Raw genomic sequence first — 26,085 nt, forward strand, 5'->3', positions numbered from 1 at the left:
GGCACGGGGTCGCTCCCGACGGCGCCGGGGCCCGGGAAGCGTGCTGCTTCCCGGGCCCCGGCGCCGTCGGTGCGGCCGGTCAGGGCGCGAGCAGCAGTTCCACCAGCCGGTCGGACCAGACGATCGAGTAGTGGTTGGTGTCCGCGACCGGCTCGGTCGGCACGGTGACCTCCGCGGCCGCCAGCCGGGCCGGGTCGTAGAGGCCCTGGGGCTCGTCCAGCAGGCCGCGCTCGGCGTAGAGCAGCCGGGTCGGGACGCGCTGGCGGTGGACCGCGCCGGCCGCCTCCTGGTCGAGCAGGACCTGGGTGCCGTCGGTGGTGACCGCCTCGTGCACGCAGGAGGAGACCAGTTCGGGTGCCTCGCCGACCAGGTCGCGCTGGGTGTAGGCGTCGAGCTCGTCGGTCCAGGGGGTGAACGCGGGGTGGGCCTGCCAGAACTCGCGGTACGCCGCGCGGCTGGCGAAGGTCATCGAGAGCCGGGTCAGCGCGGGGCCGAGGACCGCCGCGAGGGCGTCCTGCTCGCGGACGCCGGGCGGCAGCGGGAAGGTCACCGCGCCGTCCACCAGGGTGAGTTCGGCGACCAGGTGGGGGTGCCGGGCGGCGGCCAGCGAGCAGACCCAGGCGCCCATCGAGTGGCCGACCAGCCGGACCGGGCCCGCGTCCAGCGCGGTGACCAGCGCGGCGACGTCCTCGGCGTGCCGGGCCAGGCCCCACGGGCCGGGCAGGTCGCGGCTGGCGGCGCGCCCGCGCAGGTCGGGGGCGTACAGCGCGACCCGGCCGTCGAGCAGCCGGGCCAGCGCGCCCCAGGCCAGCGCGTTGGCGGTGATGCCGTGGACGGCGACCACCACGGGCGCGCCGGGCACGGTCGCGGGCCAGTGCAGGACGGCGAGTTCGCCGCCGTCGACGGGGACGGTGAGCGGCTGGGGGGCGGTCATGCGGCGCCTTCCGGTACGGCGGTGACGGGGACGGCGGTCTTGGCGGCGCGGCCGCCGCGCAGCCGGGCGGGGAGCTTGGCGAGGCCGCCGGGCAGCAGGTAGACCACGGCGACGAAGAGCGTACCGAGCAGGAACAGCGGCTGGGAGAGCGGAACCCGCAGCACCGGGGGCAGGTGGGCGATCGAGTCGGAGTTGGCGAGGTCGCCGAGCCGGTGCGCGGCCCAGGTGTACAGGACGCCGCCGAGCAGCGGGCCCCAGCGGGTGCCGGAGCCGCCGAGCACCACCATCACCAGCAGCGCCAGCGTCGCGTCCGAGCCGGCCGCCTGCGGGGTGGCGCCGCCGGTGAGCAGCAGGTAGACCACGCCGCCCGCGCCGGCCAGCGCGCCGGAGACGGTGAACGCGACCAGCTTGAAGCCGTACGGGCGCAGGCCCAGCACCTCGACGCGGCGCTCGTTCTCCCGGATGCCGGCCCAGATCCGGCCGGTGGGCGAGGAGACCGTCCAGTGCACCACGGCGAGGGTGACGACCAGGTAGGCCAGCGCGATCCAGTACAGGTTGGCGGTATTCTGGATGCCGATCAGCGCGTCGGGCAGGTGCTCGGCGGGGGCGGAGCGGCCCTCCTCGCCGCCGGTCAGGCCGCCGGGGTTGCGCTGCACCAGGATCGAGCCGGCCTGGGCGAAGGCCAGCGTGACCATCGAGAAGCCGATGCCGGTGACCCGCAGCGACACCGCGCCGAGCAGCAGGGCCAGCGCGACGGTGCAGGCGAGGCCGAACAGCGCGGCGGGCACGAAGCCGAGGCCGAACTCGAGCATCGCCAGGTCGGTGGCGTACAGGCCGGTGGCGAAGTACAGCGCGTGCCCGAAGGAGAGCAGCCCGGTGCGTCCCAGCAGCAGGTCGTAGCCGGTGGCGAGGCCGCCGTACAGCAGGCACAGCGCGATCAGCTGCAGGCTGCCGGGGCTGCCGAGCGGGCCGTCCAGCAGGCCGGGCACCGGCAGGGCGCTGTAGGGCGCGGCGAACAGGACGAGCAGCAGGGCCAGCGGCCACCAGCGCTTGAGGTGGGCGGTCATGCGAGTCTCCCGGTGAGTCCGCGCGGCTTGACGAGCAGCAGGACGGCGAGCAGCACGACCACCGAGAGGTCGCCGAGTCCGGCCGTGGTGTAGTAGTTGGCGAACTGCTGGACCAGGCCGACGCCGACCGAGGCGACGGCGGCGCCGGTGACCGAGCCCATGCCGCCCATCACCACGACGACGAAGGCGAAGATCAGCAGTCCGGTGCCCTGCGAGGGGTTGACCGAGCCGAAGTAGAGGCCGGCCAGCGCCCCGCCGAGCGAGGCGGCGGCGCCGCCGATGGCGAAGACCAGGGTGAAGGCCTTGCGGACGTCGATGCCCAGCGCGGTGACCATGGCCCGGTCCTCGACGCCGGCCCGGACGATCAGGCCGTAGCGGGTCCTGGCCAGGAACAGCCGCAGCAGGACCAGCACGACCAGGGCGGCGGCCATCAGCACGAAGCGGTTGACCGGGACGGTGGCGCCGAGCAGGTCGACGGTGCCGGCCAGCGCGGCGGGCTGCGGGAAGGGGCGGGCGTCGGAGCCCCAGATGCCCATCAGCAGGGCGGGCAGGGCGAGGCCGACGCCGACGGTGGCCAGGATCTGGTCCCGGGGGCGGGCGTACAGCGGGCGGATCAGGGCGAGTTCGAGCAGCACCGAGGCGGCGGTGCCGACCAGGGTGCCGAACGGGACGGCCAGCCAGAAGCCCATGCCGCCGTCGGTGGCGGCCCACCAGGCGGCGTAGGCGCCGATCGAGAGCAGCGCGCCGTGGGCGAAGTTGAGCACGTCCATCAGGCCGAAGATCAGCGAGAGGCCGGAGGCGACCAGGAAGTACAGCGCGCCGAGCCCGAGGCCGGTGCAGGCGAGCAGGACGACGGTGTTCATCGGGGCGTCCTCCCGTGGGTGTCGGGTCGGTGGCTGCCGACGCCGAGCAGGCGGCGGGCGGCGTCCTCGTCGGCGAGCAGGGCGCGGGCGTCGCCCTGGTGGGCGGTGCGGCCGTCGGCGAGGACGGCGCAGTGGCCGGCCACCCGGCGGACCAGGGCGAGGTTCTGCTCGACCAGCAGGACGGGGACGGTCTCGGCGGCCCGGGCGAGCACGTCGGCGACCTCGGTGACGATCTTCGGGGCGAGGCCCTTGGTGGGTTCGTCGGCGATGATCAGCCGGTTGCCGCCCAGCAGGGTGCGGGCGATGGCGACCATCTGCTGCTGCCCGCCGGAGAGGGTCCCGGCGGGCTGCTTGTGGCGCTGCTTCAGCTCGGGGAACAGTTCGTGGACCAGGTCGTAGGCGGGGTCGCCGTCGCGTTCGGCCAGCCGCAGGTTCTCCGCGACGCTCAGGCCGGCGAAGACGCCGCGGTCCTCGGGGGCGTAGCCGATGCCGCGGCGCACCACCAGGTGGGTGGGCAGGGCGGTGATGTCCGCGCCGTCGAAGGTGACCGCCCCGGTGCGCGGGACGAGTCCCATGACGGCCTTGACGGTGGTGGTCTTGCCGGCGCCGTTGCGGCCGAGCAGGGCGGTGACGCCGGTGGCGGCGACGTCCAGGTCGACGCCGTGCAGGATGTGCAGGCCGTCGATGACGACCCGCAACTCCCTTACCCGGAGCAGGGGTTCGGTCACAGCGCCTCCCCGAGGTAGGCCCCCTGGACGGTGGCGTCGGCCATCACGGCGTCGGGGGTGTCGAGTGCGAGCAGGGTGCCGTGGTGCATCACGGCGAGCCGGTCGGCCAGGCCGAGCAGCACGTCCATGTGGTGCTCGACCATCAGCACGGTGCGGCCCTGCTCCTGGTGGACGGAGCGGATCAGTTCGACCAGCGCGGGCACCTCCTCGGCGCTGACGCCGGCCATCGGCTCGTCCAGCAGGATCAGCCGGGGCTCGCCGACCAGCAGCACGGCGAGCTCCAGCTTCCGCTTGCCGCCGTGCGAGAGGGACCCGGCGAGGTGGTCGGCGCGGTCGGCGAGGCCGGTGCGCTCCAGGGTCTGCTCGACCTGCTGCCGGTAGTGGCCGGCCCGGCGCCAGATCCGGTAGGAGGCGGCGGGTCCGGCGGCGGCCTGGGCGGCGAGCCGGACGTGCTCGGCGACGGTCAGGCCGGGCCAGAGCGAGGAGGTCTGGAAGGTCCGGCCCAGGCCCCGCCGGGCCCGGGCGGGCACCGGCAGGGCGGTGATGTCGGCGCCGTCCAGGTGGAGGGTGCCGCGGGTGGCGGGGTAGATGCCGGAGACCAGGTTGAACAGGGAGGTCTTGCCCGCCCCGTTCGGGCCGATGAAGGCGACGAACTCGCCCTCGGCGACGTCCAGGCTGACGTCCTGCACGATCGGGACGCCGCGCACGGACCAGCCGAGGCCGTCCAGCCGCAGGACCGGGGCGGGGGTGCTCATCCGGCTCAGCCCGCCGTCTTGGCGACCGGCGGGGCGACCTGGTCGGCGGGCAGGGTCCTGACCGCGGTGGGCATGGCGCCGGCGCCGGAGCCGGTCAGCTTGACCTGGAACATCGGCTGGAGCAGCGCGTGGTCCTCGGCCCGGACGGTGAACTTCCCCTTGACGCCGTCGAAGCTCCAGCCCTCCAGGGCCTTCACCAGGGCGTCGGTGTCCGCGTCGGAGCCCTGGTTGGCCTCCAGCGCGTGCACCACCATCTGGGCGGCGGTGAAGCCGTCGGGGGTGAACAGGTCGGGCTTGGAGCCGGCCTTGGCGACCGCGTCGGTCATCGCCTTCTCGGCCTCGGTGCCGGCGGCGCCGCCGAAGTAGTGGTTCAGGAAGTCGATCTTCTCGGCGGCCGGGCCGAACAGCGGGTAGGAGGCGGCCACGTCGAGGCCGGTGACCACCTTGGTCGCGGAGAACACGTCCTGCTGGTTGAGCGAGGTCCACAGCGCGGACGCGGTGTCGCCGGCCCAGGCGACGTACAGCAGGTCGGGTTTGGCGTCCTTGGCCTGGGTGGCGAACGGCGTCAGGTCGGTGGCGGACGGCGGGGCCAGCACGGCGTCCACGGTGGCGCCCTCGCCGCCCAGCACGTCCTTGACGGCGGCCACGTTGGCCTGGCCGAAGGCGTTGTCCTGGGCGAGCACGGTGACCTTCTTGCCCTTGGCGTCGCCGATGAACGAGGCCGCCGCCCTGGTGTCCTGGTAGGACTGGCGGCCGGAGCGGAAGGTGTACTTGTTCAGGCCGGTGACCTTGTCGGCGGCGGCCGGGCCGGAGATGAACAGCACCTTGTTCTGCGCGGCGATCGGGCCGACCTGCAGCGCCACGCCGGACGCGGTGGAGCCCGCCAGGATCTTGTAGTTCTTGCCGATCAGGTCCTTGGCCGCGGAGACCGCCTTCGCCGGGTCGCCCGCGTCGTCCTGCTCGGCAACCTCCACCGGGTGTCCGTCCACCGCGCCGGTGCCCTTGGTGGCGTACGCCAGGCCCGCCTTGAATCCCTCCAGGTACTGCTTGCCGTAGGCGGCCAGCGGGCCGGTCTTCGAGTACACCAGGCCGACCTTGACCGGGCTCTTGTCGCCCCCACCGCTCCCGGCCCCGGTCGAGGTGCCCGCGGTGCCGGCCTTCGCGCAGCCCGCGGCGAGCAGCACGCAGGCGGCCAGCGCGGCGAACTTCCGGACGGGGCGTCTGCGGGTGGCGTCCGTGAGTGGCATGGTGGGGGGCTCCTGACGTGCCGGTGCTGGTGGGATGCCGGAACCGTAGGGGTGCGTCCCCCCGGACGACATGTGACGAGCCCACACATCGGCCGCCCGCACTGCGTGGCCCGCCGCCATGTCGCGGCGGCCGGCGGCCGGGAGTGTGCGGGGCTCACATGGTGCGCGTGCGCGCCATGGCGCCGTCCGCCATGGAAAGCCCCGGGGCCTGCGGGGAGGGTGGTGCGCCAGTCAGCCCCTCCCCCTGGTTAAGGCGGCCCCCTTGGACAAGGTCCTGGACTCCCCGGCCCGCGCGGTCGGGGACATTCCCGACGGCGCACTGCTCGCGGTCGGCGGCTTCGGCCTGTGCGGCATCCCGTCCACCCTGATCGGCGCCCTGGTCGACGCCGGCACCACCGGCCTGCGGGTGGTCTCCAACAACTGCGGGGTCGACGACTGGGGCCTGGGCCTGCTGCTGCGGGCCGGGCGGATCGCCCGGATGACCTCCAGCTACGTCGGCGAGAACAAGGAGTTCGCCCGGCAGTACCTGAGCGGCGAACTCGAGGTCGAACTCACCCCGCAGGGCACCCTGGCCGAGCGGCTGCGGGCCGGCGGCGCCGGCATCCCGGCCTTCTACACCCCCGCCGGGGCCGGGACCCAGGTCGAGGAGGGCGGCCTGCCCTGGCGCTACGCCCCCGGCGGCGGCGCGGTCGCGGTGGCCTCCCCGCCCAAGGAGGTCCGGGAGTTCGGCGGCCGCCGCCACCTGCTGGAGGAGGCGATCCGCGCCGACTTCGCGCTGGTGCGCGCCGAGGTCGCCGACCGGCACGGCAACTGCGTCTTCCACGCCGCCGCCCGCAACTTCAACCCGCTGTGCGCCACCGCCGGCCGGATCACGGTGGTCGAGGCCGACCGGATCGTCGAAGCGGGCGAGATCCCGCCGGACGCCGTCCACCTGCCCGGCGTCTACGTCGACCGGATCGTCGCCGCCGACCCGGCCGACCGCCGGATCGAACGGCGCACCGTCAGCAGCCCCGCCGCCCCGGAGGAGTCCCGATGACCGCCGCCCTCGACCCCCGCGACGCGCTCGCCGCCCGGGCCGCGCTCGACCCCCGGGCCGCGCTCGCCGCCCGGGCCGCCCGCGAACTGCGCGACGGCCAGTACGTCAACCTCGGCATCGGCCTGCCCACCCTGATCCCCGGCCACCTGCCGCCCGGCGTGCACGTCGTCCTGCACTCCGAGAACGGCATCCTCGGCACCGGCCCCTACCCGGCGGACGCCGACGTCCACCCCGACCTGATCAACGCCGGCAAGGAGACCGTCACCGTCAACCCCGGTGCGGCGTACTTCGATTCGGCGTTCTCCTTCGGCATGGTGCGCTCCGGGCGGATCGACGTCTCGGTGCTCGGCGCGATGCAGGTCTCCGCGGGCGGCGACCTCGCCAACTGGATGATCCCCGGCCGGATGGTCAAGGGCATGGGCGGCGCGATGGACCTGGTCCACGGCGCCCGCCGGCTGATCGTGGTGATGGAGCACACCGCGAAGGACGGCAGCCCGAAGATCGTCGACGAGCTGAGCCTGCCCGCCACCGGCCGCGCCGTCGTCCACCGCGTCGTCACCGACCTCGCCACCCTCGACGTCACCCCCGAGGGCCTGCGCCTGGTTTCCCTCGCGGACGGCGTCACCCTGGCGCAGCTGCGGGCGGCGACCGAGCCGCCGGTGCTGGCCTGAGCACGCGCCGGAGGGGGGCCCGCCGTTCCCGGCGGGCCCCCCTCCGTCCTGCGGTCAGCCCTTGATGTTCGGGATCTGCCAGTCGATCGGCTTCTGGCCGAAGCCCTCCAGGGCCTCGTTGATCTGCGAGAACGGCTTGCTGCCGAGGAACAGCTTCGCGGACAGCGGCGACGGGTGCGCGCCCTGGACCACCACGTGGCGCTCGGTGTCGATCAGCGGGAGCTTCTTCTTCGCGTAGCCGCCCCAGAGCACGAACACGCAGGGCTCCTCGCGGGCGCTGACCGCCTTGATCACCGCGTCGGTGAACTTCTCCCAGCCCTTGTTCTTGTGCGAGTTGGCCTCGTGCGCCCGCACCGTGAGCACCGCGTTGAGCAGCAGCACGCCCTGCTCGGCCCACGGCATCAGGTACCCGTTGTCCGGCACGGTCAGGCCGAGGTCGGTGCCGAGCTCCTTGTAGATGTTGCGCAGCGACGGCGGGGTCCTGACGCCGGGCAGCACCGAGAAGCTCATGCCGTGCGCCTGGCCGTTGTCGTGGTACGGGTCCTGGCCGAGGATCAGCACCTTGACGTCCTGGTAGGGCACCGCCTCCAGCGCCGCGAACTCCTGCCCGGCCGGCGGGAACACCTCGTGCTCGGCGCGCTCGGCGGCCAGGAACTCCGCCAGCTGCGCGAAGTAGGGCTTGCCGGTCTCCTCGGCGAGCACTCCCCGCCAGGACTCGGGCAGCTCCGGCACGCCGCCCGCGGACGTCTCGGCCAGCTCCGTCACGTTGTACCTCCCACCGGCCGCGCCGCACGGCGGCCGCTCTTGACTCGTGCGTTCCGCGGGCCCGTCCCGGACCCACCGCGGTGAACGCTACACAGTCGCGCCGACAGCCCGCGCCGCCCGCCGCAACTCCCCCGCACCGCAAGCCCCTTGGCGTACGACCGAGACGCCCGCCCGCCCGGCTCCGGCCGCCGCCGCCCCGTTCCGGACGCCCGCGCGAGGCCCCTCCCGGAGTGTCCGCGCGGAGCGCTATCTTTGCCGTGGCGACCCGTGCCCCGCCGTGGGAACGGGACGGGGACGGGGACGGGCCCGGGGAGCGGGGCCCGGCAGTGGAAGCAGTGACGGGCGCGGCCAGCCGTGCCACGGGGGAAGGAAAACCGCGATGAACGAACCCTCCAACGACAGCGGTGCGTCCGGCGCCGCGGTGGGCGGCGCCATCGGCGCGGTGGTCGGCGGCGTGGCGGCGGCCGCGGTGGTCGCCCAGACCCAGGCCCTGATCGGCCAGGTCGGCGCCGCCGCGGTCAAGGTCGAGGTGGAGAACCTGCAGACCTTCAAGAAGCGGGTCGACGACCTGCTCAGCACGCTGGACAGCTCGGCCGCGGGCCAGGGCACGATCTCCCGGCAGCAGCTGACGCCCGGCCAGCTCGGCCAGGACTTCGGCCAGGCCGGCGACCTGATGAGCGCCTACACCACGGTGCACGCCAACCTGGACCAGCTCTCCAAGACGCTGTCCATGCAGATCGAGGCGATGAGCGCCAGCATCGACATGGCGGCCCGGGGCTACCAGAACGCGGACGCCGAACAACAGGAGCAGTTCCATTCGCTCCTGCGCAGGGCAGGTGCCCAGGCCCAGCTCCCGCCGGCCGGCAGTTCGCAGTACGGGCAGCAGCCCGGCTACCCGGCCGCGGCACCCGGCAGCAACGTCCAGCAGGGCTCGTACTGACCGCCCGGTCCGACCACAGCACAGGGGGAGAGAACCGATGGAACTCGAAGAGTCGAGACTGGTCCGGATCCAGCCGGGCGAGATTGGCCGCGCCAGCCACGAACAGCTGGTCGCCATGATCGAGAACGCCAACCCGTTCGCGGTGTCCGGCGTCGGACAGCAACTGGTCGACGCTGCCCAGCAGTTGGACCAGATCAGCGAGGAGCTGCACACCCACATCAGCAGCCTCGACTGGGAGGGCCAGGCCGCTGACAGCTTCAAGAACTGGGGCACCCAGGTCTCCCGCTCCACCATGGACCTGGCCACCTACTCGCGGACCGCCGGCACCCACATGACCTCGGCCGGCGACACCCTCAGCACCGTCAAGTACGGCCTGCCCCCGGTGCCGTACGACGACATGGAGACCGTCCGCCGCTACGAGGCGCAGGACAACACGGCCGCGACCATCGGCGGCGCCATCATCGGCGGGGTGGTCATGCCGGGCATCGGCGCCGCCGCGGGCGGCTACCTCGGCGGCAAGGTGGCCGGGATGCTCGACCCGAACTGGGTCACCGAGGAGCAGGCCCGCGCCGCGTCCGACCGGGTCTTCCAGGCGCACCAGGAGGCCATCACGCAGATGGAGCGCCTCAGCCAGTCGTACGAGTACGCGAGCACCCAGCTCAACTCGGCCGCGGTGCCGACCTTCCCGGCCCCGCCGGGAGGAGCCGTCGACCTCGACAACCTGCAGGAAGTCCCGATCGGTGGCGGCAACGGCCGCGGTGGCGGTGGCGGCAGCACCACGCCGCCCCAGCCGCCGACCTGGACGCCGCCCGGGGGCGGCGGAGGCGGCACGACCACACCTCCTCCGACGGTGGTACCGCCCCCGCCGAGCCCGCCGCACCTGATCCGGCACCCCGGCCCGGTGCCGACCCCGTACCCCTACCCGACCCCGACCCCGCCGCCCCCGGTCACGCCGCCGGGCGGCCCCACCCCGGTGATCCCGGACCCGCCGCCGCTGAAGATCGACCACGTGGCGCCGACCCCGACGGTCCCCGGCCCGGGCGGCCTCCCACCCACGGGCGGCGGTGGCGGCGGCCTGATCGGTGGCGGCGGCGGTGGCGGCCTGGGCGGCGGCGGTCTCGGTGGGGGCGGGGGCGGCGGTGGTTACACCGGCGGCCTGGTCCCGGGCCTGGGCGGCGGCGGTGCGCTCGGCGGGAGCGGCGCAGGCGGCGGCCGGGCCACCGGCGGCGGCACGGCCGGGACGACCGGCGCGGGTGCCCGGACCGGCACCGGCACCGGCGCCTCGTCGGGCGCCGCGGGCGCGGCCGGCCAGACCGGCCGGGCGGGCGCCTCGGGCGCGGGCGGCATGGGCGGCATGCACGGCGGTGGCGGCGCGGGCGGTGCCCGCGGCGGGGCCGGCGGTTCGCGCGGCAGCGGGTTGGTGAACCGCGCGGGCGGCACCGTCGGCGCGAACCGCGCCCCGGGCGGGCGCGGCGAGTTCACCCCGGGCGGGACCGGCCTGCGCGGCCGGGCCGAGCGGGGCGCGGACGGCCGGGCCGGCGGCTCCTTCGGCGGCGGGCACGGCGGCGGCAGCGCCAACCGCAAGGGCAAGGCCCAGGGCAACCGTCCGGACTACCTGACCGAGGACGAGAACACCTGGACGTCCGGGATGGGCCCGGTCAATCCGAACGTGATCGAGTAGTGACCGGTTCGACGGCCCGGTCGCGGGGGCTGCGGCTCCCGCGGCCGGGCCGAACTGTGCGCCGGGGCCGCCCCGGTGGACGTGGCGAAGGACGAGGGAGCGTGTGATGCGGGGAACGGGCAGGGCAGGGCGGGGGCGACGGTTCGCCGCCGCGGCGGCGGTCGGCGCCGTCCTGTGGGGGTGGACGGCCGGACCCGCGTCGGCCGCGGACTCGATCCGCGCGCAGGAGTGGCACCTGGACGCGATGCACGCCGACGAGATGTGGCAGATCAGCACCGGCAAGGGCATCACGGTCGCGGTGGTCGACAGCGGTTTCCAGGACGGCACCCCCGACCTGGCCGGCCAGTTGCTGACCGGCACCGACCTCAGCGGACTGCCCGGCGGCGTGCTCTCCGACCCGATCGGCCACGGAACGCACATGGCCAGCGACATCGCCGGCACCGGGAAAAACCTGAACGGCCAGGGCGCCTACGGTCTGGCGCCCGGAGTCAAGATCCTCCCCATCAAGATCAGAACCGTCAACGACGGCAGTTACGAGACCCAGAACCAGATTCTGAACCAGTTGGCCCAGGGCATCACCTACGCGGCCGATCAGGGTGCCAAGGTCATCAACGTCTCCCAGGGCAGCCCCCTGCGCGAAGCTGCCGACCGCGCCAAGCTCCAGGCAGCCGTCGACCACGCCCGTTCCCGGGGCTCTCTGGTGATCGCCGCGGCCGGCAACAGCGGCGACACGGGTAACGAGGTCGACTACCCGGGCGGCCTGCCCGGTGTCGTCACCGTGGCCGGCACCGACCGGGACGCGAAGGCCTGGTCGAAGTCGCAGCACGGCCCGCAGGTGGTGCTGGCCGCCCCGGCGGTGGAGATCTACGGCGCCTGCACCAGCGGGTCCGGCTACTGCAAGGGCGACGGCACCTCCGACTCCACCGCCCTGACCTCGGCCGCCGCCGCGCTGATCTGGTCGGTGCACCCGGACTGGACGGCCAACCAGGTGCTGCGGGTGCTGATCAACACCGCGAGCAACCCGAAGGAGCGCAGCGACTACCTGGGCTACGGCGTCATCCGGCCCCGGATCGCCCTGACCAGCCCGGGCGACCCGGGCCCGGCGGACGTCAGCCCGCTGCCCGGCACCGGTGCCGGGGCCTCGGCCTCGCCCGGGGCCGGGAAGTCGGGCGCGGCGGACCAGCCGGGCGGGGCGGCGAGCGACGCCGCGAGTGCCGCGCCGGAGGGGTCCGCGCCCGCGAAGTCCTCGGCGCCCGAGGCGACCGGGCAGCAGTCCTCCGGTTCGGGCAGCCTCCCGCTGGTCGTCGGCGGCGCGGTGGCGGGCGTCCTGGTGCTGGTGCTCGTGGTGGTGCTGGTCGTCCGGCGCAACCGCTCCACCGGCCCGGGCCCGGTGCCGCCGGGCGCCCCGTACGGCGTGCCGCCGCAGCAGCAGCCGTACGCCCCGCAGCCGCCCGCGCCGCAGCCCTACGGCCAGCAGCCCGCCGCGCCGCCGGCCGCCCCGCCCGGGTACGGCCAGCAGCCGCCCTACGGGCAACCCGCCGCACCGCCCGCCGCGCCCCCCGGGTACGGCCAGCAGCCGCCGTACGGGCAGCAGCCGCCGCCCTCGGGCGGGAACCCGTACGCGAACTGACGCCGCAGCGGCCCGGACGGCGGGCGGCCCGGAGTGCCCGGGCCGCCCGCCGTCGGCGTTCGCCGGCCTCCCGCCCCCCGTCCCGGGCCCCGCGGGCCCTGGTCCGCACGGGTGCCCGCACGGGTGCCAGCGCGGGTGCCCACGCGGGTGGCCGCGGGCGCGGACGCCCCTGTGTCCGGCCGGTCGGGACGACTAGGCTGATCGGCGTTGGGGCAGCCTGTGGCGCCCGGCCGGCCAGTGGTGTCCGGTCGGAGCGATCACGAAGATCGTTCGACCTGTGCAAGACCAAGGAGACACCCACGTGGCAGACCGCAAGCCCATCGAGACCTGGCTGACCGACATGGACGGAGTCCTCATCCACGAGGGCGTGCCGATCCCCGGGGCCGATGCCTTCATCAAGCGGCTGCGTGAGTCCGGGAAGCCCTTCCTGGTGCTCACCAACAACTCGATCTACACCCAGCGCGACCTGCACGCCCGCCTGTCCCGGATGGGCCTGGACGTGCCCGCCGAGCACATCTGGACCTCCGCCCTGGCCACCGCGAAGTTCCTGGAGGACCAGCGCCCGGGCGGCACCGCGTACGTGATCGGCGAGGCCGGCCTGACCACCGCGCTGCACGACGTCGGCTACGTGCTGACCGACACCGCCCCGGACTTCGTGGTGCTGGGCGAGACCCGGACGTACTCCTTCGAGGCGATGACCAAGGCCGTCCGCCTGATCAACGACGGTGCCCGGTTCATCGCCACCAACCCGGACGAGACCGGCCCGTCCGCCGAGGGCGCGCTGCCCGCGACCGGTGCGGTGGCCGCGCTGATCACCAAGGCGACCGGCGTGGAGCCGTACTTCGTGGGCAAGCCGAACCCGCTGATGATGCGGGCCGGCCTGAACGCGATCGGCGCGCACTCCGAGCACAGCGCGATGATCGGCGACCGGATGGACACCGACATCGTCTCCGGCATGGAGGCCGGCATGTCGACCTTCCTGGTGCTGACCGGCCTGACCCAGGCCGCCGACGTCGACCGCTTCCCGTACCGGCCGACCCAGGTGGTCAACTCGATCGCCGACCTGGTCGAACTGGTCTGACCCCGCCCCGGAGGGCCCCGGCGAACGCCTCGCCGGGGCCCTCCGCCGTGCCACCGCCGTGCTGCCGCCGCGCCGGGGCCCTCCGTCATGCCAGGTCGCGGGCGTCGGCGCCGGGCAGCCAGTCGCGGTCGGGGCGGTACTCCAGCCAGCGGCGTTCGCGGCCGCGTTCGGCGAAGGCGCGCAGCAGGGTGGGGACGGCGGGGTGCGGGCGTTCGCGGTGCCAGACCAGGGACCAGGCGTACAGCGGGACGGGGTCCACCAGCGGGCGGACGGTCAGGCCGGGCGGGACGGCGAGCGGGAGTTCGGCGGGCAGCAGGGTGCAGCCGTCGGGGACGGCGCGGACCCGGTCGAGCAGGTGGGCGAGGCCGAGGTTGGCCTCGCCGGGCAGCAGCGGGACGCCGAAGTGCGCGCCGAACCGGGCCAGGAAGTCCAGCCGGGCCGGGTCGGCGGGCAGCACCAGCCGCAGCGCGGCCAGGTCGGCGGGGCGCAGCCGGTCGGCGCGGGCCAGCGGGTGGTCGGCGGGCAGCACCGCGTCGACGGGTTCCAGCCGGACCAGCCGGTGCGCCAACTCCCCTCCGGCGCCCGGCTGGTGGCGTCCGAACCCGGCGGCGCTCTCGCTCCGGACCAGGGCGGCGGCGACCGCGTCGAGGTCCCGGGCGGGGCCGACCTCGACGGTCAGTCCGGGGGCGGCGGCGAGCGCGTCGCGCACGGTGCGCAGCGGCTCGAACAGGTGGCCCCAGACGTCCAGCCGGGCGGGTGCGGCCCGCTGCCGGACGGCGGCGAGGGCGGCCTGCCCGGCGGCCAGCGCGGCCCGCGCGGGGTCGAGCAACCGCCTTCCGGCGTCGGTGAGTTGCACGGCGGCGGGGCCGCGGTCGAGCAGCTGGACGCCCAACTCCCGTTCCAGGGCGGCGATCCGCTTGGAGGCGGCCTGCTGGGTGATCGCCAACTGCTCGGCGGCGCGCCCGAAGTGGCGCTGCTCGGCGACTGCGACGAAGGCCCGCAGCTGCCGGAGGTCGGGGTCGTCCATCGGGCCATCATCGCCGACAACCGGCGGTTGTCGTAGGGCCGTTCCGGTTGTTGGACCCTCCCGGGGCCCGGGCCGTTGACTGGGTCCAGCACCGAGCGAGTCGGTCCCCACGAGAGGAAGTCCCCTGATGAAGGCCCTGGTTCCGGCGCACGGCACGGTCGAGTTCGCCGAGGTCCCGCAGCCCGAGCCGCACCCCGGCGAGGTACTGGTGAAGGTCGACGCGTTCTCGGTGAACCGCGGCGAGACCTTCCTGCTGGAGGACCCCCCGCCGCACTGGCGGCCCGGCAAGGACGTCGCCGGGCTGGTCGTGCAGGCCGCCGCGGACGGCACCGGCCCGACGGTCGGGCAGCGGGTGGTGGCGCACCCGCCGGGCGCGGGCTGGGCGGAGTACGCGGCGGTGCGCACGGACGCGCTGGCGGTGCTGCCCGAGCGGCTGGCCGCCCCGACCGCCGCCGCGCTGCCGCTGGCCGGTCTGACCGCGCTGCGGCTGCTGCGCGCGGCGGGCCCGGTGACCGGGCGGCGGCTGCTGCTGACCGGCGCGTCCGGCGGCGTCGGCCACTACGTCACCGAGCTGGCGGCGGCCGCCGGGGCGCAGCTGACGGTCGTCACCGCGAACGCCGAACGCGGCTCCCGGCTGCGGGAGTTGGGCGCGGCCGAGGTGGTGCACGAGGTGGCCGGGGCGCGCGGCCCGTACGACCTGGTGCTGGAGTCGACCGGCGGCACGGAGCTGCCCCGGGCGCTGGCGCTGCTCGCCCCGCGCGGCCGGCTGCTGTGGTTCGGGCAGGCGTCCCGCGAGCCGGTCCGGCTGGACTTCTTCGCCCTGCTGAACGGCCCGGTCTCGGCCACCGTCCGGCACTTCAGCTACGCGGACGTCGACCACCCGGACGGGGACGACCTGCGCACCCTGGTCCGGCTGACCGAGCAGGGCCGGCTGCACCCCGAACTCGGCCTGGTCGACGACTGGCAGCACACCGCGGAGGCGATCGCCGCCCTGCGCGGCCGGCGCGTGCGCGGCAACACCGTCCTCACCCTCAACTGACCTTCCACCCGAGGAGATCCGCCATGAACACCGATCCCCGCACCGTCGTCACCGACTACGTGGCCGCGGTGGCCCGCGGCGACGCGGACGCCATCCGGGACGCCTTCACCGAGGACGTGGTCTGGAGCTACCCGGGCGACCTGCCGCTGAGCGGCGAGTGGCGCGGCCGGACGGCCGTCGTCGAGGACTTCCTCGGCTCGGTCGGCGGCGTCTTCGAGCCCGGCACGGCCGTCGAGGTCGCCCTGGTCGGCACGCCGATCGCCGAGGGCGACCGGGTGGTCGCCGAGTGGACCTCGCGCGGCACCACCGTGCACGGCCGCCGCTACGACAACCGCTGCCTGGGCGTCTTCACCGTCCGGGACGGCCGGATCGCCGCCGTCCGCGAGTACACCGACACCCGGCACGTCGCCGAGACCCTGTTCCCGAACGGCGGGTGACCGCCCCGCTCCCGAACGGCGGGTGACCGCCCCGCTCCCGAACGGCGGGTGACCGCCCGGCCCCGGACCGTCGCACCCGGTCCGGGGCACCTCAACGCCGCCTTAAGCCGCCCGTAACTACCCTGACGTACCGTCAATTCCCGTACCAGGACTGGCTAGCGTCCCGGACACGCCCTCTCCGCACGACGCAAGGGAGCCCTCGATGGCCTCCGTCCGCCGCACCGCCTCCCCCGCCCGTCCCCGCGCCGTCCGCGCCGCCGCCGCGCGCGCCGCCGTCCTGCTGCTGGCCGTCGCCGCACTGTCGGCCGGCCCGGCCGCCCGGCCCGCCGTCGCCGCCGCTCCCGGCGCCGTCCCGGCCTCCGTCCCCGCCGCGGCCGCGGCCGCGGCCCCCGCCGTCCCCGTCACCGCGCCGCTGGCCCGGTCCGGCGACGGCGGTGGCGGTGGCAGCGGGGACGGCGGGGACGCGGTCCGCAACGGCATGCTGCTGTCGCTGGGCTCGGTGCTGCTGCTGACCGGCGCGGCGTGCGCCGTGCTGTACCGGCGCCGTCCGCCCTCCGACCGCTGAGCACGCCGCCGGAGCCGGGGCCCGGGCCTGCGCCGACCGGGTCCGGCGAACCGGTCGGCCTCCGCCGTTCGGCGGGGCCGGGGTGGTTGAGTTGAGGGCATGAGCACGCCCTCCGCCCCGTTCCGCGTCGGCCTGATCGGCTACGGCCTGGCCGGTTCCGCCTTCCACGCCCCGCTGATCGCCACCACGCCCGGACTGCAGCTGGACGCGGTGGTCACCGCCAACCCCGACCGCCGGGCCCAGTTGCACCGCGACCACCCGGGCGCCCGCGCCCTCGACACCCCCGAGCAGCTGTTCGAGGACGCCGACCGGTTCGACCTGGTGGTGATCGCCTCCCCCAACCGCACCCACGTCCCGCTCGCCCGCACCGCCCTGCTGGCCGGCCTGGCCACCGTGGTCGACAAGCCGCTGGCCGCGACCAGCGCCGAGGCCCGCGACCTGTGCGAGTTCGCCGAGAAGTCCGGCCTGCTGCTGTCGGTGTTCCAGAACCGCCGCTGGGACGGCGACTTCCTGACCGCCCGCCGCCTGGTCGAGGAGGGCCGGCTCGGCCGGGTGCACCGCTTCGAGTCCCGGTTCGAGCGCTTCCGCCCCAAGCCCAAGCCGGGCTGGCGCGAGCTCGCCGACCCGGCCGAGGTCGGCGGCACCCTGTACGACCTGGGCAGCCACTTGGTCGACCAGGCACTGACCCTGTTCGGGCCGGTCGAGACGGTGTACGCGGAGATCGACGTGCGCCGCGACGGCGCGGTGGTCGACGACGACGCCTTCCTCGCCCTGACCCACATCGGCGGCGTCCGCTCCCAGCTGTGGACCAGCGCGCTGGCCCCGCTCGCCGGGCCCCGGCTGCGCGTCCTCGGCGACAGCGCCGGGTACGTCAAGTTCGGCATGGACCCGCAGGAGGCCGCCCTGCGGGCCGGCCGCCGCCCCGGCGGGCCGGCGGACCGCTGGGGCGACGACGACCCGGCCGCGTACGGCCTGCTCGGCAGCGACGGCGACGCCGAACCGGTCACCACCGACCCGGGCGACTACCCGGCGTACTACGCGGGCATCGCCGCCTCGCTCGCCGACCGCACCCCGCCACCGGTCGACCCGCGCGACGCGGTCGCCACCCTCGCCGTCCTGGAGGCCGCCCGCGCCTCCGCCGCGACCGCCTCGGTGGTCCGGCTGCCCTGAACCCCGGACGGACCGAGCCCTCGCGTCGACGGTGGGGCGACACCAGGGACCCGGAACCCGGAGCCGGAAACTCCGGAACCCGGAACCCGGAGCCGGGAACTCCGGTGCCCGCCCCGCCGTTGACCGCTCCGGAACTGCGCCGCCCGGCCCGGCCGTTGACGCAGCGTCCGCACTCGACCCGTCCGGCGGCACCCCGCCCGGACGGTTCCCGCCCCGGCCCGAGGAGGTTGCGCACCGTGCTCGTCACCCCGCTCCTGCTCGTCCTGTTCAGGGTCCTCACCGGTGACCTGCTCACCGGCCCGGGTGCGCTGACCACGGCCGCGCTGCTGCTGCTCGCCGTCGCCGTCACCGCCACCCTCACCACCACCCGCCTCCCCGGCGCCCGCACCCCGGCGGCCGTGCACGCGGCGGCGCTGCGCCGCCGCGCCTACCGCACCGCCTACCTGCCGCCGCGAGACCCGGACGCCGCGGGCCGCGCCCGCCCCCGAGCCCCGGGACACCGGCCCGCGGCCGCCTGAGGGGCCCGTTCCTCCCTGCAGTCCCCGAACTCCCGCTCCCCCGCCGGGGCCGAGGGCCCACCGCTCTCGCGCACCCCGCCCGGGGCGCGGGGAACCGCACGGGGAACCGCGCGGGCAACCACACGCACACGCACCGCCCGGCTCCCGCCGCGCCAGCCCGCGCGCGGCGCCGCCGGGTCGGCCCTGCGTCCCCTCCTCGCGTCCGCCCTCCGAGCACCGTCGTCACGACCCGCCGACTCCCGGAGAGCCCGACCATGTCCGTCCTGAGCGTCCTCGACCCCGCCGTCCACCTCGCCCACGCCGCCGTCGCGGCCCTCGCCGCCGTCGTCCCCACCGCGGCCGCGATCGTCCTGTTCACCCTGGCCGTCCGGGCCGCCCTGCACCCGCTGGCCCGGTCGGCGGCCCGGGCCGAGCGGGTCCGCGCCCGGCTCGCGCCGAAGGTCGCGCGGCTGCGCGAGCGGCACGCCCGGAACCCCGAGCGGCTGAACCGCGAACTGCTCGCCCTGCACCGCGCCGAAGGCACCGGCCCGTTCGCGGGGCTGCTCCCGGTGCTGCTGCAGGCCCCGTTCTTCTCGGTGATGTACCGCCTGTTCACCACCGCCCCGGGCCACCTGCTCGACGCGACCCTCGCGGGCGTCCCGCTGGCCGTCCATCCCGCGGCGGCCCACACGCCGGCGCAGTTCGCGGTGTTCGCCGTCCTGGAGGCGGCCCTGCTGGCCCTGGCCTGGGCCGGCGTCCGCCGGGCGAAGCACGCCCCCACTCCCGTCGGCCCGGTCCGCTGGCTGGCCTTCGGCACCCCGCTGTTCGCCCTGCTGCTGCCGCTCGCGGGCCAGCTCTACCTGCTGACCAGCACGGCCTGGACGACGGCCGAACGGTGGTACCTGCACCGTCCGGCCGCCGGCCCCGCCACCGGTCAGGCGGTGGGCCACCCCGCCAGGTAGGCGTCGATCTCGCCGGCCAGCCGGCGCTTGCCCGCCTCGTCGAGGAAGGACGCCTCGACGGCGTTGCGGGCGAGCGCCGCGACCCCGGCCTCGTCCAGGCCGAGCAGTTTCGCGGCGACCGCGTACTCGGTGTTCAGGTCGGTGCCGAACATCGGCGGGTCGTCGCTGTTGATGGTGACCAGCAGCCCGGCGTCGACCATCTGCCGGACGGGGTGGTCCTCGATCCGTTCGACCACCCGGGTCGCCAGGTTGGAGGTCGGGCAGACCTCCAGCGGGATCCGGTGCTCGCCCAGGTGGTCGACCAGGGCCGGGTCCTTGACCGACTGGGTGCCGTGGCCGATCCGCTCGGCGCCGAGCACCCGGATCGCGTCCCAGACCGTCTCGGGGCCGGTCGACTCGCCCGCGTGCGGCACGCTGTGCAGGCCGGCCGCCCGGGCCCGGTCGAAGTACGGCTTGAACTGCGGGCGCGGCACGCCGATCTCGGGCCCGCCGAGCCCGAACGAGACCAGCCCCTCGGGGGCCAGGTCGAGGGCGAGGCGGGCGGTCTCCTCGGCGGAGGCCAGCCCGGCCTCGCCGGGGATGTCGAAGCACCAGCGCAGCACGATGCCGAGGTCCTTCTCGGCGGACAGCCGGGCGTCCTCGATCGCCTCCATGAAGGCGACGTCGGGGATGCCGCGGCTGACCGACGAGTAGGGGGTGACGGTCAGTTCGGCGTAGCGGATGTTCTGCCGGGCCATGTCCTGGGCGACGCCGTAGGTCAGCGCCCGGACGTCCTCGGCGTCCCGGATCAGGTCGACGACGCTCAGGTACACCTCGATGAAGTGCGCGAAGTCGGTGAAGGTGAAGTACTCGGCGAGCGCCTGCGGGTCCGCCGGCACCTTGCTGCGCCCGGCGTGCCGGGCCGCGAGTTCGGCCACCACCCGCGGCGAGGCCGAGCCCACGTGGTGCACGTGCAGCTCCGCCTTCGGCATTCCGGCGATGAACGCCTCGATCCCCTGGACACCCTCGGCCACGGCACGCTCCCGTCTGCTCTCACCCGGATCCGGACCGCCCGGACGCGGGTCGCCCGGGCCCGGACCACCCGGACCCGAACGGACCTCGCATGCTAACCCGCGGCGGCCCGCCGGCCGGTCACCACTTGGCGGCCAGCTTGGCGATCGCGGCGCGCGCGTCGTCCTTGCTGGTGGCGGCGTTGAAGTTCGGGTCGACGTCCAGGAACACCTTGACCACGACGGTGCCCTTGCGGGCCGCGATGAGGACGAAGTCCCGCGGGTCGGTCCGGCCGCCGTCGGTGGTGGGGTAGGTGGCCTTGCCCTCGTCGAGGTACACCTCGTCGGCGCCGGGCACCGCGGGCGCCTTGCCCGCGTGGACGCCGGTGTACTTGTCGTCGTCCTCGGTGTAGTTCGGGCAGCGCTGGGTGTTCTGCCGGAAGGCCTGGACCTCCTGGCGCGCGTCGGCGACCGTGGCGAACTGGTCGGCCTCGGTGCTGGCGAAGGTGGTGTCGCTCTCGTGGTCCTGCTTGACGAAGCGCAGCACGGTGGCGGTCAGCCCCTTGACCGCGGTGCCGTCCGGCACGTTGGCGCAGGACTTGTCCATCACGTAGTTGTCCGTGCTGGTGCTGTCGTCGCCGTCGGCCGCGTAGGTCTCCCACTCGGCGGCGGTCAGCGCGAGCTTGCCCATCTTCGCCTGCGCCGCCTTGTCGGTGCCCGTCGCGGTGCCGCCGCTCGGCTTGGTGCTGGGCTTGCCGCCGTTGGCGGGCTCCTTGGCCTTGCCCTTGCCGGTCGGGCTGGCGCTCGCGGCCGGCGAGCCGGCCGCCGTGGACGGGGCCGCGCCGGCGTCCGTCAGGTCGTCGTTGCAGGCCGTCAGCACCAGTCCGGCGGCCGCCAGTGCCGCGACCCGCAGCCCGAGCTTTCGTGCACGTACCGTCATGTCCGTCAACTCCCCCGTGGAGAACAGGCGTCCGACCCCCCTGGCCGCGCCGATCGGTCGCTCACCCTACCCAAGGGTCCGGACACCCGCCGACCGGTCGGTGGGAGCCGGCCCGACGGTCCGTCAGCCGCCCAGCGCGGTGCTGACGGTGTGGATCAGCAGGCCGGCCAGCGCGCCGACCACGGTGCCGTTGATCCGGATGAACTGCAGGTCACGGCCCACGTTGGCCTCGATCTTGCGGGAGGCGTCGGCGGCGTCCCAGCCGGCCACGGTGTCGGAGATCAGCGAGGTGATCTCCTCCCGGTAGGTGGAGACCACGTACTCGGCGGCGTCCAGCAGCCAACCGTCAGTTTTTGCCTGAAGTTTGCCGTCGGTGGCGAGCCGTCGGCCGAGGCTCCGCAGCCCGTCGGTGAGGCGGCGGCGCAGTTCGCTGTCCTCGTCCTCGGCGGCGTTCAGCACCAGGGTGCGGACGGCCGACCAGGAGGAGGCGATCAGGTCCTGCACCTCGGGGCGGGCCAGCAGTTCGGACTTGGCGCGCTCGACCCGGTCGATGGTCGCGGGGTCGTGCTGGAGCTCCTGCGCGAAGTCGGCGAGGAAGTTGTCGAGGGCGCCGCGCGCGGGGTGCACCGGGTCGTCGCGGACGTCGCCGACGAAGCGCAGCAGTTCCTTGTAGACCCGTTCGCCGACCTGCTGGTCGAGGAACTTGGGCGTCCAGCCGGGGGTCTTGGCGGTGACCCGGGCGACCACCTCGCCGTGGTGCTCGACCAGCCAGTCGTGGGCCCGCACCGCGACCAGGTCGACCACGCCCTTGTGCCCGCCGTCCGCGACGATCTTCCCGAGCAACCGGCCGGCGGGTTCGGCGACCGAGGTGGCGGCGGCCCGCCGGGTGACCGCCTCGGCGACCACGGCCTGCACGTCGTCGTCGCGGAGCACCGCGAGCAGGCCGCGCAGCGCGGCGGCGGCCTCCCGGGTGACGCGTTCGGCGCTGCCGGGCGCGGACAGCCACTCGCCGAGCCGCCGGGCCACGCCGATCCGGCCGAGCCGGGCCCGGACCACCGGCGCGGACAGGAAGTTGTCGCCGACGAAGTCGCCGAGCGAGCGCCCGAAGGCGTCCTTCTTGGTCGGGATGATCGCGGTGTGCGGGATCGGCAGGCCGAACGGGCGGCGGAACAGCGCGGTGACGGCGAACCAGTCGGCGAGCGCGCCGACCATGCCGGCCTCGGCGGCGGCGGCCACGTACCCGGCCCAGGCGCCCGCCCCGGCCGCCTTGGCCCAGGTGGCGAGGGCGAAGACCAGGGTGGCCAGGCCGAGCAGGCCGGTGGCGATGGTCTTCATCCGTCGGACACCGCGCCGTTTCTCCTCGTCGGCGGCGGTGAAGCTGACTCCGGGGGCAGTCTGGTCCGCGCTCACCCCGCCAGCCTGGCACACCGGCCCGGCGAAACGGCCCCCGCCCCGCGAATCCGCCCGGCCCGGGCGCCGGGGCCCGGGCCGGGAACGCTCAGCCGCCCCCGCCGAGCACGATCCGCCGCACGCCCTCCCAGCGGGCCGGATCGGTGACCCGGCGGCCGTCGAGCAGCACCCGCACGCCCGGGAAGTCGACCGCGCCGAGGTCCCGGTACTCGGGGTGGTCGGCCTGGACGACCAGCGCGGTGGCGGGTTTGCCCTGGTCGGGCGGCAGGCCGAGGGCGGCCAGCTCCTCCGGGAGGTACAGCGGGTCGCTGACGCCGACCTCGGCCCCGGCCGCCCGCAGCGCCTCGACCAGCGGGAACACCCCGGAGTACGCGGTCTCCTTGACCCCGCCCCGGTAGGACGCGCCGAGCACCGTCACCGCGACGCCCGCCAGCGGGCCGAGCGCGCCCTCCAGCAGCCCGACCGCGTACGCCGGGACCTGTTCGTTGGCCTCGCGGGCGGCCCGCACCACGGTGGCGCCGGGGTCGTTCCACAGGTACAGCCGCGGGTAGACCGGGATGCAGTGGCCGCCGACCGCGATGCCGGGCCGGTGCAGGTGGCTGTAGGGCTGGGAGTTGCAGGCGTCGACGATCTCGGCGAGGTCGACGCCGACCCGGTCCGCGTACCGGGCGAACTGGTTGACCAGCGCGATGTTGACGTCCCGGTAGGTGGTCTCGGCGAGCTTGGCGAACTCGGCGGCCTCCGCCGTGGACAGCGCCCACACGCCGTTGCCGCGCGGCAGGTCGGGGCGCGGGTCGAAGTCGAGCACCGCCCGGTAGAAGTCGACGCCGCGCCGGGTGGACTCCTCGTCGATGCCGCCGACCAGCTTGGGGTAGCGCCGCAGGTCGGCGAAGACCCGTCCGGTGCGCACCCGTTCGGGGCTGAACACCAGCGCGAAGTCCCGCCCGGCGGCCAGTTGGGAGCCGGCCTCCAGCCGCCGGGCGAAGCGGCCGCGGACGGTGCCGACCGGCAGCGTGGTCTCGTAGCTGACCAGGGTGCCGGGGCGCAGCCCGGCGGCGACGGCGTCGGTGGCGGCGTCCAGCAGGGAGAAGTCGGGGCTGCCGTCGGGGCCGGTGACCAGCGGGACGACGATCACCACGGCGTCGGCCCCGGCGGTGGCGGCGGCGGTGTCGGTGGTGGCGCGCAGCCGGCCGGCCGCGACGGCCTCGGCGAGCCGCTCGTCGAGGTGGGCCTCGCGCGGGAAGGGCGGCCGGCCGGCGTTGACGGCGGTGACCACCTCGGGGACGATGTCGGCGCCGGTCACCAGGTGGCCCTTGCCGGCGTACTGGACGGCCAGCGGCAGGCCGATCTTGCCGAGGCCGACGACGCAGACGTCCCGGGCGGGTGCGGCGCTCATCGGGCGGCTCCGCGCAGCGCGGCGGCCAGGCCGTGCCGCCGGGTGCGGCGCAGCAGGCGTTTGGCGGCCCACCGGGCGCGGCGCAGCGGGGCGGGGACGAGGCGGCGCCAGCCGGCCGGGCCGGGGGCGCGGCCGAGTTCGAACAGGGCGTCGGGCAGGCCGAGGTGCCGGTCGCGGAAGACCGGGTAGCCGGCGTAGAGCCGGGAGCCGCGGCGGACGGCGGGGGCCTCGCCGTGGTCCCGCTCCCAGGTGATCAGGTCGCACAGGGCGAGCAGTTCGCCGCGCCGGGCGAGGGCGAGGCGCAGCCGGGCGGGGACGGGCAGGGTGCGGAACACGGCGGGCGAGCAGTGCCGTTCGGTGAACCGGCCGATCTCCTGGACGATCCGGCGCTGCATGGCGGGCGGTTCGGCGAGGAACGGGGCCTGCAGCAGCTGCGGGACGTCCCAGCTGAAGTAGCGGGCCCGGACGGCGTCCCGGGCGGGGCCGGGCAGGGTGGAGCGGTCGAGCACCTCGTGGGCGGCGGTGAAGCCGCGCAGCCGGTCCAGCGGCCCGGCCCGGTGGGTGACGTTGGAGCGGTCCTGGCGGAGCACCAGGTGGTAGTAGTCGTAGTCGGCGAGGACGGAGACCTTGCGGGCGTGCAGCAGCGCGCCGAGGGTGAAGGGCTGGTCGGAGTGGATGACCAGGTCCTCGCGGCGGCGCAGGCCGTGGCTGGTGACCAGGTCGCGGCGGAACAGCTTGGTGTCGCCGAGGGCCCAGGCGAGCGCGGAGTCGGTGAAGCCGACCTGTTCGGCGGTGCGGTCGAAGATGCCCTGCGGGACGACCCGGCCGTGCTCGCCGACCTGCTTGGGGATCAGCACGTCGGACTGCCAGCGGTCGGCGGCGGCGACCATCCGCTCCAGCGCCTCGGGGCCGAGCCAGTCGTCGGAGCCGAGGTAGAGCAGGTAGCGGCCGCGGGCGAGGTCGGTGCCGCGGTTGGTGGGGCTGGCGGGGCCGCCGGAGGCGGGCTGCCGGGCGGTGCGGAACAGCCCCGGGTGGGCGGCCGCGTAGCGGGCGAGTTCCTCGCTGCTGCCGTCGCTGGAGCCGTCGTCGACGGCGACGACTTCCATCCGCTGCCGCTCGATGCTCTGGCCCACCAGCGAGTCGAGGCAGGCGGTCAAGTAGGGCATGGTGTCGTGGACGGCGATCACCACGCTGACGTCCGGTCCTTGCTCGGTCACGCGGTGTCAACTCCCGTACCGGCCGTCTGGTCACCTTCCTCACCCGAACGAGTGAGGGAGGGTCAGTGCGCCGGTGCGGGGGCGCTCCCGGCGTAGATCCGGGCGATCACGTCCTCGATGGCGGGTTCCCGCACCGACAGGTCGACCAGCGGGTAGCGCTCGGCGACGGCGGCGACCACGGGGGCGGCGCTCTGCCGGGCGGGGAAGGCCAGCCACTGCCGCGGGCCCTCGGTGCGCACCACCCGGACGCCGGGCAGCTCGATCGGCGGGTGCGCCGCGGCGAGGTCGACCACCAGGGTGCGTTCGCTGCCGCCGATCTCGTGCAGCCGCTCCAGCGGGCCGTCCAGGACGAGCCGGCCGTGGTCGATCACCATCACCCGGTCGCACAGCTGCTCGATGTCGGTGAGGTCGTGGGTGGTGAGCAGCACGGTGGTGCGCCGTTCCCGGTTGGTCTCGCGCAGGAACGCCCGGACCTTGGCCTTGCTGACCACGTCGAGCCCGATGGTGGGTTCGTCGAGGTAGAGCACGCCGGGGTCGTGCAGCAGGGCGGCGGCGAGGTCGCCGCGCATCCGCTGGCCGAGCGAGAGCTGCCGGACGGGGGTGTCCAGCAGGTCGCCGAGGTCGAGGAGTTCGACGCACCGGTCGAGGTTGGCCCGGTACGCCGCGGCGGGGATCCGGTAGATCCGGCGGGCCAGTTCGTAGCTGTCGCGCAGCGGCAGGTCCCACCACAGGGTGGTGCGCTGGCCGAACACCACGCCGATCCGGCGGGCGAGTTCGGCCCGGCGGGCGGCCGGGTCGACGCCGGCCACCCGCAGCCGGCCGCCGCTGGGCACCAGGATGCCGGTGAGCATCTTGACGGTGGTGGACTTCCCGGCGCCGTTGGGCCCGATGTAGCCGACGCACTCGCCCTCCTCGACGGCGAAGGTCAGCCCGTCGACGGCCCGCACCTCGCGCTTGGTCCGCCGCCAGCGCCCGTCCCGGACCCGGACGGTGAAGCTCCGCCGGACGTCCTCGACCTCGATCATCGCCATGCTGGTC

Annotated in this window: 26 protein-coding genes; 12 read left to right on the forward strand and 14 right to left on the reverse strand. The window is 75.3% G+C overall.

The window, feature by feature from the left end; all coding sequences use genetic code 11:
- Positions 1-79: 79 nt before the first annotated feature.
- Genes IH44_RS0113980 through IH44_RS0114005 form a run of 6 tightly spaced genes read right to left on the reverse strand, consistent with a single transcriptional unit; the run spans position 80 to position 5,594 of the window.
- The gene (locus IH44_RS0113980; protein ID WP_030459844.1) at positions 80-934 is read right to left on the reverse strand and encodes an alpha/beta fold hydrolase; all 855 of its coding nucleotides are present in this window, start codon (positions 932-934) and stop codon (positions 80-82) included.
- Complete coding sequence (locus tag IH44_RS0113985) at positions 931-2,001, reverse strand: branched-chain amino acid ABC transporter permease (RefSeq protein ID WP_051816877.1); 1,071 nt, start codon at positions 1,999-2,001, stop codon at positions 931-933. Before IH44_RS0113985 ends, IH44_RS0113980 begins: the two co-directional genes overlap by 4 nt.
- Entirely contained in the window at positions 1,998-2,864 is an 867-nt protein-coding gene (locus IH44_RS0113990; protein WP_030459846.1) for a branched-chain amino acid ABC transporter permease, read from the reverse strand. Before IH44_RS0113990 ends, IH44_RS0113985 begins: the two co-directional genes overlap by 4 nt.
- Positions 2,861-3,592 (reverse strand): ABC transporter ATP-binding protein, encoded by a 732-nt coding sequence (locus IH44_RS0113995; protein ID WP_030459847.1) that lies wholly within the window; start codon positions 3,590-3,592, stop codon positions 2,861-2,863. Before IH44_RS0113995 ends, IH44_RS0113990 begins: the two co-directional genes overlap by 4 nt.
- Positions 3,589-4,347, reverse strand: coding sequence for an ABC transporter ATP-binding protein (locus IH44_RS0114000; protein WP_051816878.1), 759 nt, complete (start codon positions 4,345-4,347; stop codon positions 3,589-3,591). The genes IH44_RS0113995 and IH44_RS0114000 overlap by 4 nt, the downstream gene beginning before the upstream one ends.
- A gap of 5 nt (positions 4,348-4,352) precedes the next feature.
- A complete protein-coding gene (locus IH44_RS0114005) occupies positions 4,353-5,594 on the reverse strand; it encodes a substrate-binding domain-containing protein (protein WP_030459848.1) in 1,242 nt (413 codons plus the stop codon).
- A gap of 262 nt (positions 5,595-5,856) precedes the next feature.
- Between IH44_RS0114005 and IH44_RS0114010 the strand changes: the two genes are divergently transcribed.
- Together IH44_RS0114010 and IH44_RS0114015 are read left to right on the forward strand one after the other, a co-directional pair.
- Positions 5,857-6,630: a CoA transferase subunit A gene (locus tag IH44_RS0114010; RefSeq protein WP_030459849.1), complete on the forward strand. Its 774-nt coding sequence runs from the start codon at positions 5,857-5,859 to the stop codon at positions 6,628-6,630.
- The gene (locus IH44_RS0114015) at positions 6,627-7,301 is read left to right on the forward strand and encodes a 3-oxoacid CoA-transferase subunit B (protein WP_051816879.1); all 675 of its coding nucleotides are present in this window, start codon (positions 6,627-6,629) and stop codon (positions 7,299-7,301) included. Before IH44_RS0114010 ends, IH44_RS0114015 begins: the two co-directional genes overlap by 4 nt.
- A gap of 54 nt (positions 7,302-7,355) precedes the next feature.
- Here the strand turns inward: IH44_RS0114015 and IH44_RS0114020 are convergent, their stop codons facing one another.
- The gene (locus IH44_RS0114020; protein ID WP_232794941.1) at positions 7,356-8,066 is read right to left on the reverse strand and encodes a uracil-DNA glycosylase; all 711 of its coding nucleotides are present in this window, start codon (positions 8,064-8,066) and stop codon (positions 7,356-7,358) included.
- 379 nt (positions 8,067-8,445) lie between these two features.
- On the opposite strand from IH44_RS0114020, the gene IH44_RS42775 reads away from it, so the two are divergent.
- From IH44_RS42775 to IH44_RS0114040, 4 genes are all read left to right on the forward strand, one after another.
- Entirely contained in the window at positions 8,446-9,006 is a 561-nt protein-coding gene (locus IH44_RS42775) for a hypothetical protein (protein WP_051816880.1), read from the forward strand.
- Positions 9,007-9,043: 37 nt separating this feature from the next.
- Entirely contained in the window at positions 9,044-10,687 is a 1,644-nt protein-coding gene (locus IH44_RS49100) for a WXG100 family type VII secretion target (protein WP_051816881.1), read from the forward strand.
- Positions 10,688-10,793: 106 nt separating this feature from the next.
- Entirely contained in the window at positions 10,794-12,317 is a 1,524-nt protein-coding gene (gene mycP, locus IH44_RS0114035) for a type VII secretion-associated serine protease mycosin (protein WP_051816882.1), read from the forward strand.
- Between the two features lie 301 nt (positions 12,318-12,618).
- Complete coding sequence (locus IH44_RS0114040) at positions 12,619-13,398, forward strand: HAD-IIA family hydrolase (RefSeq protein WP_030459855.1); 780 nt, start codon at positions 12,619-12,621, stop codon at positions 13,396-13,398.
- A gap of 85 nt (positions 13,399-13,483) precedes the next feature.
- Here the strand turns inward: IH44_RS0114040 and IH44_RS0114045 are convergent, their stop codons facing one another.
- On the reverse strand, positions 13,484-14,425 hold the full coding sequence (locus IH44_RS0114045) for a LysR family transcriptional regulator (RefSeq protein ID WP_030459856.1): 942 nt from the start codon (positions 14,423-14,425) through the stop codon (positions 13,484-13,486).
- Positions 14,426-14,552: 127 nt separating this feature from the next.
- Between IH44_RS0114045 and IH44_RS0114050 the strand changes: the two genes are divergently transcribed.
- The 6 genes from IH44_RS0114050 to yidC all read left to right on the forward strand — a co-directional run bounded on the left by IH44_RS0114050 (position 14,553) and on the right by yidC (position 19,095).
- A complete protein-coding gene (locus tag IH44_RS0114050; protein WP_030459857.1) occupies positions 14,553-15,464 on the forward strand; it encodes a zinc-binding dehydrogenase in 912 nt (303 codons plus the stop codon).
- A gap of 23 nt (positions 15,465-15,487) precedes the next feature.
- On the forward strand, positions 15,488-15,901 hold the full coding sequence (locus IH44_RS0114055) for a nuclear transport factor 2 family protein (RefSeq protein ID WP_030459858.1): 414 nt from the start codon (positions 15,488-15,490) through the stop codon (positions 15,899-15,901).
- Positions 15,902-16,103: 202 nt separating this feature from the next.
- Positions 16,104-16,466 carry a hypothetical protein gene (locus IH44_RS46505; RefSeq protein WP_030459859.1) on the forward strand — a complete coding sequence of 121 codons (363 nt, stop codon included), beginning with the start codon at positions 16,104-16,106 and terminating at the stop codon, positions 16,464-16,466.
- A 99-nt stretch (positions 16,467-16,565) separates the two neighbouring features.
- The gene (locus IH44_RS0114065) at positions 16,566-17,636 is read left to right on the forward strand and encodes a Gfo/Idh/MocA family oxidoreductase (protein WP_030459860.1); all 1,071 of its coding nucleotides are present in this window, start codon (positions 16,566-16,568) and stop codon (positions 17,634-17,636) included.
- Between the two features lie 236 nt (positions 17,637-17,872).
- On the forward strand, positions 17,873-18,154 hold the full coding sequence (locus IH44_RS0114070; protein ID WP_030459861.1) for a DUF6412 domain-containing protein: 282 nt from the start codon (positions 17,873-17,875) through the stop codon (positions 18,152-18,154).
- A 254-nt stretch (positions 18,155-18,408) separates the two neighbouring features.
- A complete protein-coding gene (gene yidC / locus IH44_RS0114075) occupies positions 18,409-19,095 on the forward strand; it encodes a membrane protein insertase YidC (protein WP_051816883.1) in 687 nt (228 codons plus the stop codon).
- Here yidC and IH44_RS0114080 read toward each other — a convergent pair.
- The 6 genes from IH44_RS0114080 to IH44_RS0114105 all read right to left on the reverse strand — a co-directional run bounded on the left by IH44_RS0114080 (position 19,068) and on the right by IH44_RS0114105 (position 26,078).
- On the reverse strand, positions 19,068-20,066 hold the full coding sequence (locus IH44_RS0114080; protein ID WP_030459863.1) for an adenosine deaminase: 999 nt from the start codon (positions 20,064-20,066) through the stop codon (positions 19,068-19,070). The genes yidC and IH44_RS0114080 overlap by 28 nt on opposite strands.
- A gap of 160 nt (positions 20,067-20,226) precedes the next feature.
- A complete protein-coding gene (locus IH44_RS46510) occupies positions 20,227-21,024 on the reverse strand; it encodes a hypothetical protein (protein ID WP_030459864.1) in 798 nt (265 codons plus the stop codon).
- Between the two features lie 123 nt (positions 21,025-21,147).
- Entirely contained in the window at positions 21,148-22,575 is a 1,428-nt protein-coding gene (locus tag IH44_RS0114090) for a DUF445 domain-containing protein (protein WP_369794943.1), read from the reverse strand.
- Positions 22,523-23,830: a nucleotide sugar dehydrogenase gene (locus tag IH44_RS0114095; RefSeq protein ID WP_030459866.1), complete on the reverse strand. Its 1,308-nt coding sequence runs from the start codon at positions 23,828-23,830 to the stop codon at positions 22,523-22,525. The genes IH44_RS0114090 and IH44_RS0114095 overlap by 53 nt, the downstream gene beginning before the upstream one ends.
- Entirely contained in the window at positions 23,827-25,047 is a 1,221-nt protein-coding gene (locus tag IH44_RS0114100; protein WP_051816884.1) for a glycosyltransferase family A protein, read from the reverse strand. The genes IH44_RS0114095 and IH44_RS0114100 overlap by 4 nt, the downstream gene beginning before the upstream one ends.
- 62 nt (positions 25,048-25,109) lie before the next feature.
- Complete coding sequence (locus tag IH44_RS0114105; RefSeq protein ID WP_030459868.1) at positions 25,110-26,078, reverse strand: ATP-binding cassette domain-containing protein; 969 nt, start codon at positions 26,076-26,078, stop codon at positions 25,110-25,112.
- Positions 26,079-26,085: the final 7 nt, after the last annotated feature.

The sequence above is a fragment of the Kitasatospora sp. NRRL B-11411 genome (genome assembly GCF_000721345.1).
GTDB classification, from domain to species: Bacteria; Actinomycetota; Actinomycetes; order Streptomycetales; family Streptomycetaceae; genus Kitasatospora; species Kitasatospora cineracea.